Origin of the sequence: Paenarthrobacter sp. OM7, assembly GCF_029873575.1 — a bacterium.
In the GTDB taxonomy this organism is placed as follows: Bacteria; Actinomycetota; Actinomycetes; order Actinomycetales; family Micrococcaceae; genus Arthrobacter.
Map to the genome: position 1 here is coordinate 1,610,935 of NZ_CP123579.1, position 15,197 is coordinate 1,626,131.

Annotated in this window: 10 protein-coding genes; 7 read left to right on the top strand and 3 right to left on the bottom strand. The window is 62.3% G+C overall.

Annotated elements, in window-relative coordinates:
* The first annotated feature begins 946 nt into the window (after window positions 1–946).
* Window positions 947–1,282, top strand: a complete 336-nt coding sequence (locus QEH68_RS07485; RefSeq protein WP_280627572.1) for a hypothetical protein — start codon at window positions 947–949, stop codon at window positions 1,280–1,282.
* 58 nt (window positions 1,283–1,340) lie between these two features.
* Here QEH68_RS07485 and QEH68_RS07490 read toward each other — a convergent pair whose 3' ends face one another.
* From QEH68_RS07490 to QEH68_RS07500, 3 genes are all read right to left on the bottom strand, one after another.
* Window positions 1,341–3,023 (bottom strand): DUF885 domain-containing protein, encoded by a 1,683-nt coding sequence (locus tag QEH68_RS07490; RefSeq protein WP_280627573.1) that lies wholly within the window; start codon window positions 3,021–3,023, stop codon window positions 1,341–1,343.
* 66 nt (window positions 3,024–3,089) lie between these two features.
* The gene (locus QEH68_RS07495) at window positions 3,090–3,347 is read right to left on the bottom strand and encodes an acyl-CoA carboxylase subunit epsilon (protein ID WP_089594263.1); all 258 of its coding nucleotides are present in this window, start codon (window positions 3,345–3,347) and stop codon (window positions 3,090–3,092) included.
* The gene (locus QEH68_RS07500) at window positions 3,344–4,927 is read right to left on the bottom strand and encodes an acyl-CoA carboxylase subunit beta (RefSeq protein ID WP_207596893.1); all 1,584 of its coding nucleotides are present in this window, start codon (window positions 4,925–4,927) and stop codon (window positions 3,344–3,346) included. Before QEH68_RS07500 ends, QEH68_RS07495 begins: the two co-directional genes overlap by 4 nt.
* A 212-nt stretch (window positions 4,928–5,139) precedes the next feature.
* On the opposite strand from QEH68_RS07500, the gene QEH68_RS07505 reads away from it, so the two are divergent.
* From QEH68_RS07505 to QEH68_RS07530, 6 genes are all read left to right on the top strand, one after another.
* The gene (locus QEH68_RS07505; protein ID WP_280627574.1) at window positions 5,140–6,018 is read left to right on the top strand and encodes an NAD(P)-dependent oxidoreductase; all 879 of its coding nucleotides are present in this window, start codon (window positions 5,140–5,142) and stop codon (window positions 6,016–6,018) included.
* Between the two features lie 67 nt (window positions 6,019–6,085).
* Complete coding sequence (locus QEH68_RS07510; RefSeq protein ID WP_207596895.1) at window positions 6,086–7,009, top strand: biotin--[acetyl-CoA-carboxylase] ligase; 924 nt, start codon at window positions 6,086–6,088, stop codon at window positions 7,007–7,009.
* A complete protein-coding gene (locus QEH68_RS07515; RefSeq protein ID WP_280627575.1) occupies window positions 7,002–7,595 on the top strand; it encodes a PH domain-containing protein in 594 nt (197 codons plus the stop codon). The genes QEH68_RS07510 and QEH68_RS07515 overlap by 8 nt, the downstream gene beginning before the upstream one ends.
* Window positions 7,585–8,763: an adenylate/guanylate cyclase domain-containing protein gene (locus QEH68_RS07520; protein ID WP_207596897.1), complete on the top strand. Its 1,179-nt coding sequence runs from the start codon at window positions 7,585–7,587 to the stop codon at window positions 8,761–8,763. The genes QEH68_RS07515 and QEH68_RS07520 overlap by 11 nt, the downstream gene beginning before the upstream one ends.
* Window positions 8,764–9,029: 266 nt before the next feature.
* Complete coding sequence (locus QEH68_RS07525; RefSeq protein ID WP_280627576.1) at window positions 9,030–11,930, top strand: Ig-like domain-containing protein; 2,901 nt, start codon at window positions 9,030–9,032, stop codon at window positions 11,928–11,930.
* The gene (locus QEH68_RS07530) at window positions 11,891–15,145 is read left to right on the top strand and encodes a fibronectin type III domain-containing protein (protein WP_280627577.1); all 3,255 of its coding nucleotides are present in this window, start codon (window positions 11,891–11,893) and stop codon (window positions 15,143–15,145) included. The genes QEH68_RS07525 and QEH68_RS07530 overlap by 40 nt, the downstream gene beginning before the upstream one ends.
* Window positions 15,146–15,197: the final 52 nt, after the last annotated feature.

Consider the following 15,197-nt stretch of genomic DNA (forward strand, 5'->3'; position numbering starts at 1 on the left):
TGAACAGGCCACAGCAGTAGGCGCGAGGAAGGACAAGCATCCCGTAGTCCTCACGATTGCAACAGAGGTTGCCCAATCGTTGGGGGTCGACTTCTTTCGGACCGATTCAGCAGTTTGGCTGGCTGGCTCAATACCAGCTGCCGCGGTAGGAGTGCTAAAGGCCAATGAAAATGGCACGCACCTTGAGAAGGAAACGTGAGGACATCTTCCGGCGAGGAAGTTTCACTACACCCATCGGGAAGGTCGGGGAGACTCCGGAGGGATCGATGGGTTTTTTGGACGATCGTGTCCTCGGCCTTACTGGTGCCTGTCGCAATATTTATCGTGGCGCTGGTTTCCAGTGCGTATGACGAGACTCATAGAGTGTCGATTGAATGCACGGTTACGGGTGCGGAGGGCGGTCTCGCGTCAGGGGGAGGGACCTGGTCGCGGGTGCAGATAAGCACCTCCGATTGTGGAACCCTGACGTTGACATGGGGTATCACCAAGTCGAACCGGGATGCCGTGGCAAGCGAATAGGCGGGCGGTGGACGCTTCGCCTTCCAGATTGGCGCAACAACACAATCAACGTGGAAGTTGCACGAGATGTTACGCATCACGCCGATGGTCTATTCATTTCAACAAATCGACTGAGCTAGTGGAACAGCCCGGACATGGATGATAATGCGCTGGATTCTTGAAACACCTGGATACGAGGTAGACGACCCTCGTGAAGAGGTGCTTCAGGAGAGCCCCCCGGGCCATTCCTCAGCTGTCGATGACGGAGAAACTGATGTCCTGCGAATGGCCATATCGGTAGTGTTGCGGGACAATTGATAATGAGGAACTTGTCTCGCGCGTCGACGCTACGGAAACTCAGTTGAGAGAGCTCCTTCACCATATGAAATGAACTGTAGAGTCTGTTCGAGAATTCAGATGTGCTTGACGGCCGCTCGGAGGAAAACCATTGACGCAGAATCTTGCATTGCCAGTTCTCTATGACCGCATGATCGAGCGAGGCATGGTGGATCTGGAACCTTGGGAACTTCTACGAGGAGCACAGCAGGCGCAGCGAATGAAACACACAGACGAGGTTTTCCCTGGCTGGAACCTGATTCCTTTTGCCTGCAGGTCCGATAACGATGATGTGGCCTCCTGGACCGGAAAGAACGTCGTGGTCGTCGATGACTACGACGTGATGCGGGACGCAACTGGGGCGGTCGTACGCCACCAGGCAGCGGAATACCACTCGATGGATGAGTGGCTGATTGCGGCAGTACGGGATTTCATGGAGTTTGACTGAACCAGCGTCGCGGCACACCGAGTGCCCCCAGCCTCTGGCCGGAGGCACTCGAACCGAGTCAGCCCAGCAACGCCCGGCGCAGCACGTCCAAACCGACCGAGCCGACGTTGAGCGCCTTGCTGTGGAACGACTTCAGGTCGAAGTCTTCACGGGATTCAAGCTCGGCACGGATCTGCTCCCACAGGCGCTGCCCCACCTTGTAGGACGGAGCCTGTCCCGGCCAGCCCAGGTAGCGGGTGAATTCGAACTGGAGCTGGCCCTCACTGATGTCAAGATTGGCTTTGAGGAAGTCGAAGCCCTTCTCGGGCGTCCAGGTGCCGGCGCCCCAGCGTTCGGGGACGGGCAGCTCCAAGTGGACGCCGATGTCGAACACTACGCGGGCTGCCCGCATCCGTTGGCCATCCAGCATGCCCATGTGGTCGCCCGGGTCTTTGAGGTAGCCCAGTTCCAGCATGAGCTGCTCGGCGTAGAGTGCCCAGCCCTCGCCGTGGCCCGAGACCCAGCAGACGTTGCGCCGCCAGTTGTTCAAGAGTTCCCGGCGGTACGTTGCCGTGGCGACTTGGAGATGGTGGCCGGGCACGCCTTCGTGGAAAACGGTGGTGGTTTCGGACCACGTTGTGAAGGTGTCTTCGCCTGCCGGCACTGACCACCACATACGTCCGGGCCGGGAAAAGTCGTCAGAGGGCCCCGTGTAGTAGATGCCGCCCTCGTCGGTGGGCGCGATCATGCACTCAAGAGTTCTCATGACGTCCGGGATGTCGAAGTGCACGTCTGCAAGTTCAGACACGGCCCGGTCGGAGAGCTCCTGCATCCAGGCCTTGAGCGCGTCGGTGCCATTGATCTGGCGGGCGGGATCGTTGTTAAGGATGCTCTTGGCTTCCTCAATGGACGCTCCGGGCTTGATCTGGCCGGCAACTTTCTCCTGCTCGCTGATAAGCCGCTCGAGCTCCTGGACTCCCCAGTCGTACGTTTCTTCCAGATCGACTTCGGCACCAACAAATGAACGGGAGGCCAGCGCATAACGTTCGCGGCCCACGGCGTCCTTTTCGGGGGCAGCGGGCAACAATTCGTCCCGGAGGAAAGCACCCAAGGCGCCATACGCTGAACGCGCGGCCGCAGTCCCGGCGTCGAGCTTTGACTGAACCTCGGCGGGCAGGGGCGAGCCATCAAGCGCAGCGTTGGCGGCCATCTTGGCGAAGAAGCCGTCCTCGGCGGCGTACCTGCCGGTCTGCTCGATGACGATCCGGACTTGGCGGGCGGCGGCGACTTTTCCGTCGGCAGCAGCGGAGCGAAGCGACTCAATATAGCCCTCAACAGCCCCAGGAACATTGGCCGCGCGGCCGGCAATGTGCTCCCAGTGCTCCACCGTGTCGGTGGGCATGAGGTCGAAAATGGCGCGAATGTCCTGGGCAGGAGAGGCAATGTTGTTCAGGTCGGCGAGGTCCCAGCCCGACTCGTGGATCTCCAGTTCCAGGCCGAGCCGCTCGCGCATGGCGTCCAGGGTGACGGCATCCACATCATCGGACGGCTCAAGGCCTGCCAAGGCATCCAATGCCAACTTTGTGGCCTCCGCATGGGCCTCGGCACCGGCAGGGGAGTAGTCCTGGTATTCGGTTTCGTGTCCCGGCAAGCCCAGCGTGGTGGCGAAACTGGGATTGAGTTCGATCAACTTTTCTGTGTACGCGTCAGCGACGGCATCGATGGCGGACTTCGGGCGTACAGGCGTGTTTGCAGTAGTCACCCACAGAGCCTAGCCGCGACACCGCTTACGTGAAAGGGTTGTTGAACTTTTCTACGTGAGCGAAAACTAGCCGCGGCTGCGCTTCCACGCGCCAGGACCGGGGGTGGGGTCCAGCCGCAACTGCTGACGACGCACCCAATGCCGGACGTTCGGCTTCGATGCGGCAGCTTCCTGCGTTGTCCCGAGTGAAACCACGACGGCGGCAATCGCCGCGAGCTCTTCGGCCGTCGGTTCGCCCTTGACCACCGAAAACAGTGGCGCAGCGGCTGCTTCAGCGGGTACCTGATCAGGCGCGGAATCAGCCCGGTGCTTCGGCGTGCTCACAGCGGGATGTTTCCGTGCTTCTTGGTGGGCAGGCTCGCGCGCTTGTCGCGGAGGGCCCGGAGGCCGCGGATGATCTGGAGGCGCGTGTCGGACGGAGCGATGACTGCGTCCACGTAGCCCAGTTGGGCCGCCTGGTAGGGGTTGAGGAGTTCTTCCTCGTAGCCCTGGATGATCTCGGCCCGCTTGGCCTCGACATCACCGCCGGCTTCGGCAACAGCAGCAAGATCGCGACGGTACAGGATATTCACGGCACCCTGGGCGCCCATGACGCCGATCTGGGCGGTGGGCCAGGCGAGGTTCAGGTCTGCGCCGAGCTTCTTGGAGCCCATCACGATGTACGCGCCACCGTAGGCCTTGCGGGTGATCACGGTGAGCTTGGGGACCGTTGCTTCGGCGTAGGCGTACAGGAGCTTCGCGCCACGGCGGATGATGCCTTGGAACTCCTGGTCCTTGCCAGGCAGGAAGCCGGGGACGTCCACCAGAGTGATGATGGGGATGTTGAACGCATCGCAGTGGCGGACAAAGCGGGCAGCCTTTTCCGAGGCGGAGATGTCCAGGGTTCCGGCAAACTGCATGGGCTGGTTGGCCACGATGCCCACGGTGTGTCCCTCAACGCGGCCGTAGCCGATCATCACGTTGGGGGCGTACAAGGACTGCATTTCAAGGAAGTGCGCGTCGTCCACGATCTGCTCAATGACCTTGCGCATGTCGTACGGCTGGTTGGCGGAATCGGGAATCAGCGCGTCCAGTGCGAGGTCGTCGTCGTTGAGTTCCAGTTCCTGGTCGTGCTCCACGACGGGGGCTTCGGACAGGTTGTTGGAGGGGAGGAAGTCCAAGAGTTCGCGGACGAATTCGATCGCGTCTGCTTCGTCCGAGGCAAGGTAGGTGGAGGTTCCGGTGGTGGCATTGTGCTGGCGGGCGCCACCCAGGGTTTCCATGTCCACGTCTTCGCCGGTGACAGTTTTGATGACGTCCGGGCCGGTGATGAACATGTGCGAGGTCTTGTCCACCATGACCACATAGTCGGTCAGGGCGGGGGAGTAGGCTGCGCCGCCGGCGCACGGGCCCATGATGAGGGAGATCTGCGGGACCACGCCGGAAGCGTGGACGTTGTTGCGGAAGATGTCAGCGAACATGGCCAGGGAAGCTACGCCTTCCTGGATACGCGCGCCGCCGCCGTCGTTGATTCCGACAACCGGGCAACCATTGCGGAGGGCGAATTCCTGGACTTTGACGATCTTCTCGCCGTTGACCTGGCTCAGGGAGCCGCCGTAGACGCTGAAGTCCTGGCTGTAGATTGCGATGAGGCGGCCATCAACGGTGCCGTATCCGGAGACCACGCCGTCGCCGAGGGGCTTCTTCTTCTCCATGCCGAAGGCAGTGGAGCGGTGGACTGCCAGGGCGTCGAACTCGACGAACGAGCCCGGATCAACCAAGAGGTCAATGCGTTCGCGGGCCGTGTTCTTGCCCCGTGCGTGCTGCTTCTCAATCGCTTCCGGGCCGGAAGGTTGCTCTGCACGGGCCTGGCGGTCGCGGAAGTCGGCAATCTTTCCCGCTGTCGTTGTCAGATCGTGGCTCATCAAGTGTCTCCGGCTCTGTAGCTGATTTTCGCTGGCGCAGTTCGGTGTTGGTCCCGAAGCTTAAGTAGCTTCCGTACAAAGAACAGGCCCCGCAGGCCAGTCTAGTGACGCCTTTGCCGCGAACCGCTGTAGAAACCCTACAATTTTCCGCGTCCAAGCCAAAGCCATCGCTATGTTACCCGTCAGTAACATAGTTGCGTTAGAGTGTCCCCATGACTTCAAGCAACGACGCTTCCCGCGCACTTGCGCCGGCGCAGACTCCCTACGTGGCCACCGGTTCGCTCAAGGGCCGGACCATCCTCATGTCCGGCGGCAGCCGGGGCATCGGCTTGGCAATAGCCACCCGCGCAGCCCGCGATGGCGCCAACATTGTGCTCATGGCCAAGACCGGCGATCCCCATCCCAAGCTCGAGGGGACTGTCTTCACCGCCGCTGAACAACTGGTCGCGGCCGGTGGCCAAGCGCTGCCGCTGGTCGGGGACGTTCGCAATGACGACGACGTCGCCGCAGCGGTCGCCGCCGCCGTCGAGCGTTTCGGAGGGATCGACGTCGTGGTTAACAACGCCTCGGCGATCGACCTGTCCCGCACCGACGCCGTAGACATGAAGCGCTACGACCTCATGCAGGACATCAACGTCCGTGGAACGTTCCTGCTCTCCAAGCTGGCGCTTCCTGCGTTGAGGGAATCCAGCGACGCCCACATCCTCACACTGTCTCCGCCGCTGAACCTGGACCCCAAATGGGCCGGCATGCATCTGGCCTACACCATGGCCAAATACGGGATGAGCCTCACCACGCTGGGGCTGGCGGAAGAGTTGAAGGACGACGGCGTTTCGGTTAATTCGCTCTGGCCGTGCACCCTGATCGATACCGCCGCCATCCGGAACATGCCCGGCGGGCAGCAAATCGTCCAGGCCGCACGCGGCCCGGAAATCATGGCCGACGCCGCGCATGCCGTCCTGACGGGTGCGGGGGCAACGGGCAATTTCTTCACCGATGAAGAAGTCCTGCGCGCGGCTGGTGTGTCAGACTTTTCGCCGTACAGCCTGGGTGCGCCCGAAGACCGCCTGGTTCCGGACATTTTTCTCTAGGCGGATTCCCAGCCGCTTTCCTGCTCACGGGCCATCCCTGGACGCCGCAACTGGATAGGATTCAGCTATGGATGCCGAACAGCCAGAGAGCAGCGAACCCCACATCCCGACCAGCGGTCCGGAGCGGGCTGCCTTGGATCGTGAAGCATTGCTGCAGCCGGACTTCCTTTCAGCCACGGGCATTTCGCAACTGACCATCGTCGAATCCACAGGGTCCACCAACCAGGACTTGGTGCGGGCAGTCACTGTTGAGCCCAAAAAGTGGGCCGACCTCGCCGTTCTGACAGCTGAGCACCAGACGGCTGCGCGTGGTCGGTTGGACCGGCACTGGGAATCGCCCGAGCGATCGGCTGTCTCCGTGTCAATAGTGCTTCGTCCCGTCACGGCAGAAGGCATGCCGGTACCAACGCAGAGCTATTCCTGGCTGTCCCTGCTAGCTGCCGTTGCCCTGCGGGAGGCATTGCAGGAAACCGCCGGTGTGACAGCAGACATCAAGTGGCCCAATGACGTCTTGGTCAACGGGCGCAAAATCGCTGGGATCCTTGCCCAGATGACAGCCGTGGGCGATGGCTCGGTTCCCGCCGTCATCCTCGGCGTGGGCCTCAACGTCACGCTGGCCGAGGAAGAGCTGCCGGTTACGACAGCGACGTCACTGGCCTTGGAAGGGGCCACGACGACGGACCGCACCGCGCTGCTGAAGAGCTACCTTTCGCGCTTCGCCCGGCTCTACCGCAGCTTCTGCAATTCCGAGGGGGACCCGGCCGCAGGATTGGCGGGAGGACCTTCCCTGCACAAGCGGGTTGAGTCCGCCATGGTGACCTTGGGGCGCGAAGTGCGGGCGCACCTGCCTGGCGATCACGAACTGGTGGGACATGCCTCGCGGTTGGACGAGCACGGCTCGTTGCTGGTGGTGGACCATGGGGGCAGGGAACACGTGGTGACAGCTGGTGACGTGGTGCACTTGCGCGCCACGGAAAGTGGTTATGCGTAAAGAGTTGCTTCCGGGGGAGCAGGTCATCACCATCACACGTCAACAGGCCCGATCCCTCTTCTTCCCGGCGCTGGCATTCCTCATTGCTCCGGCCCTGACGGGATATGCCTGCGCTTGGATTGTCAAAGGCAATGCCCAGCGCCTTGCTCCGTTCATTACAGTGGAATGGACGCCGTGGCTGATGGGTGTCAGTGTGGGACTCGCAGCCTGGCTGTTGATTGGTTACAGCATTCGTCGTGTGATGCGCTGGCATTCCATCCGGTACATCCTGACCAGCAGGCGGATACTTGCCAAATACGGAATGTTTCGACGCCGCGACTGGCAGGTATCGCTCATGGCGGTCCGCAATGTGGGCGTTCATCAGAGCCTGCTCCAACGGACATTGCACTCCGGGAATATATCCTTGGATACCGGGCACTCCGGAACGGCCATCCTGGCGGATGTTCCGGACGTCGCGAAGTTCCGGGGATTCATTCTTGACGCGATGGACGAACTCCCGCAAGGTGAGGTTTTTGAGGGCCAAGTATTGACGGACTATGACCAGTTGCCATGGGAGCTGAGAGAAGGTGGAAGAGATGAGCGTTGAGGATCAGCAGTCCGGCGAGGACTTGGACCAGGAGTTCGACGCCGTCCCCGAACCTTCAGTCGACGAGGACACCGATTCGGGGCCTGCTCCGGTTGCTGTGCAGGCTGGACCACCCACCGGTGTAATGTCCGCCGAGCGCCTGGCCATCAAAGCATTGGAATCAAAGCTGCTGGGCGGCGAACGAAAGCTCCGTCGTCGTGAAGTAGCCGCAGGGGCGGGTGTTTCCATTTTGTCCGCCCGCAAAATTTGGCGTGCCCTGGGATTCCCGAACTTCGGCGACGAAGACGTTGCCTTTACGGAACGGGATCAAGCGGCACTGTCCACCATCCTGGACCTTGTCCGGGCCGGCGTCCTGACCGAGGAAGCGGCCATCTCTGTCACCCGGTCCATCGGGCAGATGACGGACCGCATGGTGGTCTGGCAGATCGAAGCCTTGGTGGAAGACATGGTGTCTGAGCAGGGGATTCCGGATGCTGTGGCCCGTAAGCAACTGGTAGGTCAGTTGCCCGGCTTGGTGGACTCGCTCGAAGAGATCCTGGTCTACTCCTATCGCCGTCAACTCAACGCAGGTGTGCAACGCCTGGCGGTTCGCGCGGAAGCCGGGCTGCAGGCCAGTGAAGAAGGCCGCGAGGGCGACGAAGACGATTCGCCGTTGCCCTTGGCACGGGCCGTGGGTTTCGCCGACCTCGTCTCCTACACCAGCCTTTCGCGTCGGATGAACGAAAAGACGCTCGCCCAGTTGGTGCAGCGCTTTGAGAACAAGTGCGCCGAAATTATTTCCGTGGGTGGCGGCCGGTTGGTCAAGACCGTGGGCGACGAAGTCCTCTACATCGCGGAGACACCCGCGGCCGGGGCCGAGATTTCCCTGGCGTTGGCGCAGGCCTTCACCGAAGACGAAATTCTGCCGCAATGCCGAGTCTCCATGGTCTGGGGCCGCATCCTGTCCAGACTGGGCGACATTTACGGACCAACCGTCAACCTGGCCGCCCGGCTGACAACCCTTGCCCAGCCCGGCACCGTCCTGGTGGATGCCATGACAGCCGCTGCTCTGGGGCAGGATGACAGGTTCGTCCTGGTTCCGCAGAAATCGGAGAACGTCCGTGGCTTCGGCGAAATCCATCCCGTGATGCTGGCCCGTGGCCGCGGCAAGGGACTGGTGCTGGACTAGGCCCCTGCTGGCAGTCCGCCTTCCAAAGCGCACGCTCTCTCACGTCCCTCGGGCTTGAGCCGAACGCTCGCTCACTTTCCTGAAGAAAGTGAGCGAGCGTTCGGCTTTAAGGGCTGTTATGTGAGAGAGCGTGCTGGATGCGATTCATGTCACGACTTAGCTAATCGATGGAGTAACCCGGTAGGCTGTGCGTTGATTGTGTCGTGTTTCGCCGTGGGGGTCGGCGACGGCTGCTTCGTGCTGCCTGAACTGTGGGGGAATGTGGGATGGCTCTGTCTGATGGGTCCGGAAAACGCCGTGCCAATAACAGCCGGCGTAAGGTCATCGCAGCCACTGCCTTCACTGCGGCAGCGGCCGTCCTAATCACAGGTGCCATCCTCTATCCAGGGTTCAAGACCACCGAGGTGGAACTGAACGACGGCGGCGTCTGGGTGGTCAGTAAGACCAAGAATGCGGCCGGTCGCCTGAACTACCCCTCCAAATCGCTGGATGGGGCAGTGACTCCGGCCAGCACCAACTTCGACATCCTTCAGCAGGCCGGCGACATCTTCATCGATGACGCAGATGGCGGGACCATCAACCCTGTCAGCGCCGCCAACATGCGCCTGGGCGGCGACCAAAAACTTCCGGGCTCCGCGGAAGTGAGCTTCGGCAACAAAGTACTGGCTGTCACCGACCCGTCCCAGGGCAAAGTCTGGGCTGTTTCGCCCACCTCCATCGGCGGTTTCAGCGACGAATCGGAACCCTTGTTCGAGCAGTCGCCCGGTGTGGTCTCAGTGGTGGGTGTGGATGACACCATCCACACACTGGACCCGAAAACCGGGACACTGACGGCAACAAAGGTGGACGCCGAGGGTAAGTCCGTAGACTCACAGGTCAGGAAGGACGAGGCCTTAAAGGCCGACGGCGAGGTCCAGTTGACAACCGTCGGCGACAAAGCAGTGGTGCTTAACGCAGCCACCGGCGACATCGTGCTGCCCGGGGGCAACAAAGTACACCTGGACGACGCCAGGGAAGCCAAATTGCAGCAGAGCGGCCCGGAGGCCGATTTTATTGCCATCGCCACCCCGAAGGCACTGCTCCTGCAACCCCTGGACGGCGGGACCGCCAAGACGGTTCAAGCGGACGGCCAGGGCATTCCGGCTGCCCCAGTCCATCTAGGGTCCTGCACGTACGCAGCGTGGTCCGGTGCCAACAAATACGTCCGTGAATGCACCAACGAGGCAGATAACAAGCGGTCCGACGTTCCCAAGGCGAGTTCGTCGCCGTCGTACGTTTTCCGTGTCAACCGCGATCTTGTGGTGCTGAACGACGTCAACTCCGGCAACGTCTGGATGGTCAACCAGAACATGCAGTTGGTCAACAACTGGGACGACGTCATCCCGCCCCAGCAGACCTCGGACGACGCCGACAAGGACTCTGCGGACGAAGTCCAGCAGACAGTCCTTCCGGACCGGAGCAAACCCAACACCGTGCCGGTGGCCAAACCCGATGCCTTCGGGATCAGGGCCGGAAAGACCACTGTCCTGCCCGTGCTGGACAACGACGCCGATGCCGACGGCGATGTCCTCACGGTCAGCACCAGTGCTCCGTTGAAGTCAGGGGCTTTGTCCGCCGTCTATGGTGGCACCGGCTTCCAGATCGCAGTCCCCGCAGGAACCACGGGCTCCGAAACCTTCAAGTATTCGGTGGACGACGGCCGTGGCGGTACAGGCGGCGCGGACGTCGACCTGCGGGTTGTGCCCGCGGCGGAAAACAACGCCCCCCAGCCCAAACCAAACCGGAACAACGCCTTGGTGGTCCAGTCCGGGAAGATCGCCAGCCAGTTTGTCCTCACCGATTGGCTCGACCCCGACGGCGACGACATCTTTGCCGTCGCCGTCTCCAGCAGCGATCCAGCGGACCAGGTCCGGATCAGGCCGGACGGCTTGCTCACCTTCCAGGACGCAGGGGCTGGCCCGGGCCGTAAAACCCTGACCGTCAGTGTCTCGGACGGGTCCCTGACCACCCAAGGACAGATCAGCGTTGACGTCCGTGCTCCCGGTGCGCTGCCGCCCATCGCGAATGCGGATCACGTGGTTGCGGTGGCGGGCCAGGATACGGTGATCGCGCCGCTCAAGAATGACACCGACCCGCAGGGCGGGACGCTAAGACTTGCGCAGGCACAGCCGGACGCGCAGTCGACCGCCGTGGTGGGTCCGGACCAGCAGACGTTTACTTTCAACTCGACCTCGGTGGGTCCCCACTATGTGACGTACATGGTGACCAACGGACCGGCGAGTGCGCAGCAACTGGTGCGGGTGGACGTCGTGTCCGGAAACAGCGACGGCGCACCGGTGGCGGTCCGCGATATTGCCCTCCTGCCCAGTGGCGGCAGCACCGTGGTTGACGTGTTGGGCAACGACTCAGACCCCAGTGGGGGCGTCCTGGTGGTCCAATCGGTCACGGCGGCCGACGGGCTCCCGGTATCGGTCGCGGTCCTTGACCACTCGGTCGTCAAAATCACCGACATCCGGGCCCAGGGACAGTTGTCGTTGAAATACACGATCTCCAACGGCAAGGCCTCGGCCACAGGGGATATTTCTGTCCAGGTTGTGCCGGCGCCCACCAAACTTCAGGCACCGCAGGCCAAGCCGGACGAGGTCTCCGTGCGTGCCGGCGACATAGTGACCATCCCGGTCCTGGAGAACGACACGGACCCCAACGGCGGAGAGCTCACACTGGACCCCGTCCTGGCACAGCAGCCCGACGAGGCCGCGGGCAGAATCTTTGTTGCGGGGAACACCCTCCGGTATATCGCTGGCGAGGAACCCACCACCGTTTATGCCATCTACAAGGTCAGCAATGCCTCGGGCCAAACTGACTCGCAGCAAGTCACCATCCGCATCCGCGCACGCGATGACGCCACCAACACCAGGCCGGAGCCCCGGAATCTGACAGCCCGCGTGGTTGCGGGGATGACGGTAAGAATCCCTGTTCCCCTGGATGGTATCGATGCCGATGGCGACTCGGTGCAGCTGATGGGCATCGATAAAGCTCCCCAACTGGGACAGCCATCCTGCGGGACGGATATTTGGAGTTCACGGCCGGGGGTACGTCCGCCGGTACTGACACTTTCAGCTACCGGGTGCGGGACCGTATTGGTGCGGAGAACACCGGCACGGTGATCGTGGGCATTGCGCCGGCCGAAGCCGACAACCAGAAGCCCATTGCGGTGGACGACGTCATTGATGTCCGGCCCGGACGACGGGTCGCGGTGAACGCACTGAAAAACGACTCAGACCCCGACGGCGACCCCATCGCTTTGGTGTCGGCGTTCGAGGCCAAACCGGAACTGCAGGTTGAAGCCGCCGCAGGAAAGGTGGTCCTCACGGCGCCGGGTGCGGCCGGTACGGACAGCATCAGCTACCGGATCCAGGACGACAAGAAGGCAGAAGCTGCCGCGGTCATCCGCGTCCAGACCAGCCCGACCGCGCCGCTCCATGCCCCCGTGGCAGTGGACGACCGGATCACGTTGGCCGAGACCCTGGGTAAAACTGCGGTTGACGTTCCGGTGGTGAAGAACGATTCCGATCCCGACGGCGTGGCGGAGGACCTCACCATTTCCCTGCCGGACGGGAACCCGAATGTGCGCGTAGGGACAGCCGGCAACGTAGTGGTGACACTCCTGCCCGAAGATCAGTTGATTCCCTATACCGTCACGGACATCGATGGGCAGTCAGCCACCGCGGTCATGTGGATTCCAGGCCAGGGCCTCCAGTACCCCACGCTTTCCACCACTGAGATCGTGGAGGTCACCGCGGGGGAGGAAGTTACTCTGGCCCTTCAGGATCACGTCAAGGTCAGGGACGGCCGTCAACCCCGCATAACGGTGGCGGACAAGATCCGTGTCCTTGGCGGTGACTCCACCAACGTTATTGCTGGTGATGGTACGGCGTTGAGGTATGCGGCCCAGCCTGAGTATGTGGGGCCCGGGTCCATCACCTTCGAAGTGACTGACGGCAGTGGTCCGGACGATGCCGAGGGCTTGAAGTCCACTCTGACCATCCAGACCAAGGTGCTCCCGAACCCCAACGCCAATCACGCCCCCACCTTCAGCGGAGCTGCGATTGAAGCGCCAAAGGGGGACACTACCGAACTGGACCTGGCCAACCTTGCCGCGGACGTTGATGAGCAGGACCAAGGCAAGCTCACGTTCAGCGTGGACGGTGACCTGCCCGGCGGTTTCGACGCGCGGGTGGAGGGTACGGTCCTAAAAATCACCCCCGGGGGTTCACTCAACCCCGGCGCCCGCGGGACCGTGCCGCTCAAGGTGACCGATGGCCGCTCGGAGCCTGCGAAGGCAGCCGTCACCGTTTCCGTAGTCTCATCGAACCGACCCAAACCGGCAGCGAACGATGATGTCCTCGACAAGGCCAACGCCGGCAAGTCCGAAACCATCAATGTGCTGGGCAACGATTTCAACCCCTTCAGCGAACCCTTGACGGTGCTTTCGGCCGTGGTGGAGACCGGATCCGCATCAGGCGAGCCTGCCATAGGAGGCGACTCCATCACGGTGACGCCCGCCGACGGCTTCAAGGGGGTCCTGGTAGTCAGGTACACCATCAAGGACAAGACCGATGATCCCAGCCGGCAAGCCGTGGGTCGTGTCCGCATCACGGTGCGGGACAAGCCCGATGCTCCTTCGGCCCCGGTTGCTACGGACGTCCGCAGTAAAACTGCCGTCCTCAAGTGGGCGCCGCCGTCGGACAATGGCGCAGCCATCACCAAGTACACGGTGAAAGCGGCCGGGTTCCAGCAGGAATGCCCCACGACGACGTGTACGTTGACTGGACTGACCAACAACGTCAAGTACGTCTTCACCGTGGTTGCCACCAATGAGGTAGGCGAATCCCAGCCCTCAGTGCCCTCCAACGAGATCACTCCGGATGAGAAGCCATCGCCCCCGGACGTCCCCACGGTCAAAGCCGGCGATAAGGACCTGGCCATCACCTGGACTCCCGCCAAGACCGAAGGTTCCCCGGTAAAGCACTACAACCTGGAGATCTCTCCGCCGCCCGCCAACGGCATTGCCGTCAAGAACGAGGTCACTGGCCTCAGCTACACCTGGCCAGGCCTGACCAACGGTGTGAAATACAAGGTCCGTGCCCAGGCTGTCAATGATCTAGGCCCGTCGGATTGGGGGCTGTACTCCGCAGAGGACCATCCTGCCGGTATCCCCGCAACACCGGCGCCGCCCAGCACCACAGTGGTGTCCGCCGTTGGTTCGCAGAACCAGCTCCGCGTCGACTGGGCCGAGCCTGGCATCAACGGCGACCCCATCAAGAATTACTACGTCACCATGAGCGGCGGCAGCGGAACCACCCAGACTCAGACCATTCCGGGGAATGTCCGAACAGCCACCTTCAAGGTTTCCACCAACGAGTCGGCGTACACGTTCACAGTTCAGGCTGAGAACAAGGCAGGAAAGAGCCTGGTCAGCGCGGCCTCACCTCCGCGCAGGGCCACGGGAAAGCTGGGCACTGTTCAAAACGTCAGTGCCACGCCGGCCAACACCGGTGCCGCCGGTGGTCAGCTCACCATCAATTTCTCTGCGCTCGGCGACACCCAGCGCAACGGCTCCAAGGCCAACGAAGTCAGCTATACCTACTCCGCAGGCGGACGCTCCGGTGCCATCCAGCCCGGGCAGACCGTAGGCGGCTTCGCCAACGGCCAAGCGACCACCGTGACAGTGACGGCACATTCGACGGTGGCGCCCAGTTCGGATGCCGCTGCCGCGCCATCCGCCACGCCATTTGGTGCGCCGGGTACGCCGTCGGCGTCGGGTTCCAACGGGGCCGTGAACCAGAAATCTGTGACCTTCAACTGGTCTTCCCCGTCAACCGCTACGAACGATGTGAAGACCACGAAGATCCGCATCGACAACGGCGGCTGGGAGACCGTGGGCGCCTCGGGCAGCCGGACCATCAACACTGCCGGGTGGGAAGAGTCCCACAGCATCACTGTGCAGACGTTCAACTCGCTCGGCACGGGCGGCGGCCTAGCGTCGGCCAGCGCCAAGTCGGGACGCCAAGGGGAGTGGACTACCACCATGAACCCGGGAGCGGTGGTGCGGTCGTGCAGCTTTACAGCAGGAGGGGCCAACTACGATCCGAACAGGAAAACGTGTGACGGGCAAAGCAACAACACCCCGCCATGGATGGCTTCCGCCGATCAAGGCCCCATTGTGGTGCGTTGTTACATCGACCAAACAGATAACTGGACCGGTATGCACCGCTGGTGGCGGATCGAATCAGGCTCCTACCGCAACGTGGGCCGGTACATCATCGCAGGTCACACCCACCTTCCAGACCCCGCAGGCATCGGAGCGCCCCCGTGCTGAACATGACAAAACCACGGGACGGGGCACTTCTCCCCATCGCGCGCCCAGTGCT

Excerpts from the sequence above, each read along its gene's own strand:
- QEH68_RS07500 (WP_207596893.1), bottom strand. The coding sequence starts at position 4,927 with ATGAGCCACGATCTGACAACGACAGCGGGAAAGATTGCCGACTTCCGC.
- QEH68_RS07505 (WP_280627574.1), top strand. The coding sequence starts at position 5,140 with ATGACTTCAAGCAACGACGCTTCCCGCGCACTTGCGCCGGCGCAGACT.
- QEH68_RS07510 (WP_207596895.1), top strand. The coding sequence starts at position 6,086 with ATGGATGCCGAACAGCCAGAGAGCAGCGAACCCCACATCCCGACCAGC.
- QEH68_RS07515 (WP_280627575.1), top strand. The coding sequence starts at position 7,002 with ATGCGTAAAGAGTTGCTTCCGGGGGAGCAGGTCATCACCATCACACGT.
- QEH68_RS07520 (WP_207596897.1), top strand. The coding sequence starts at position 7,585 with ATGAGCGTTGAGGATCAGCAGTCCGGCGAGGACTTGGACCAGGAGTTC.
- QEH68_RS07525 (WP_280627576.1), top strand. The coding sequence starts at position 9,030 with ATGGCTCTGTCTGATGGGTCCGGAAAACGCCGTGCCAATAACAGCCGG.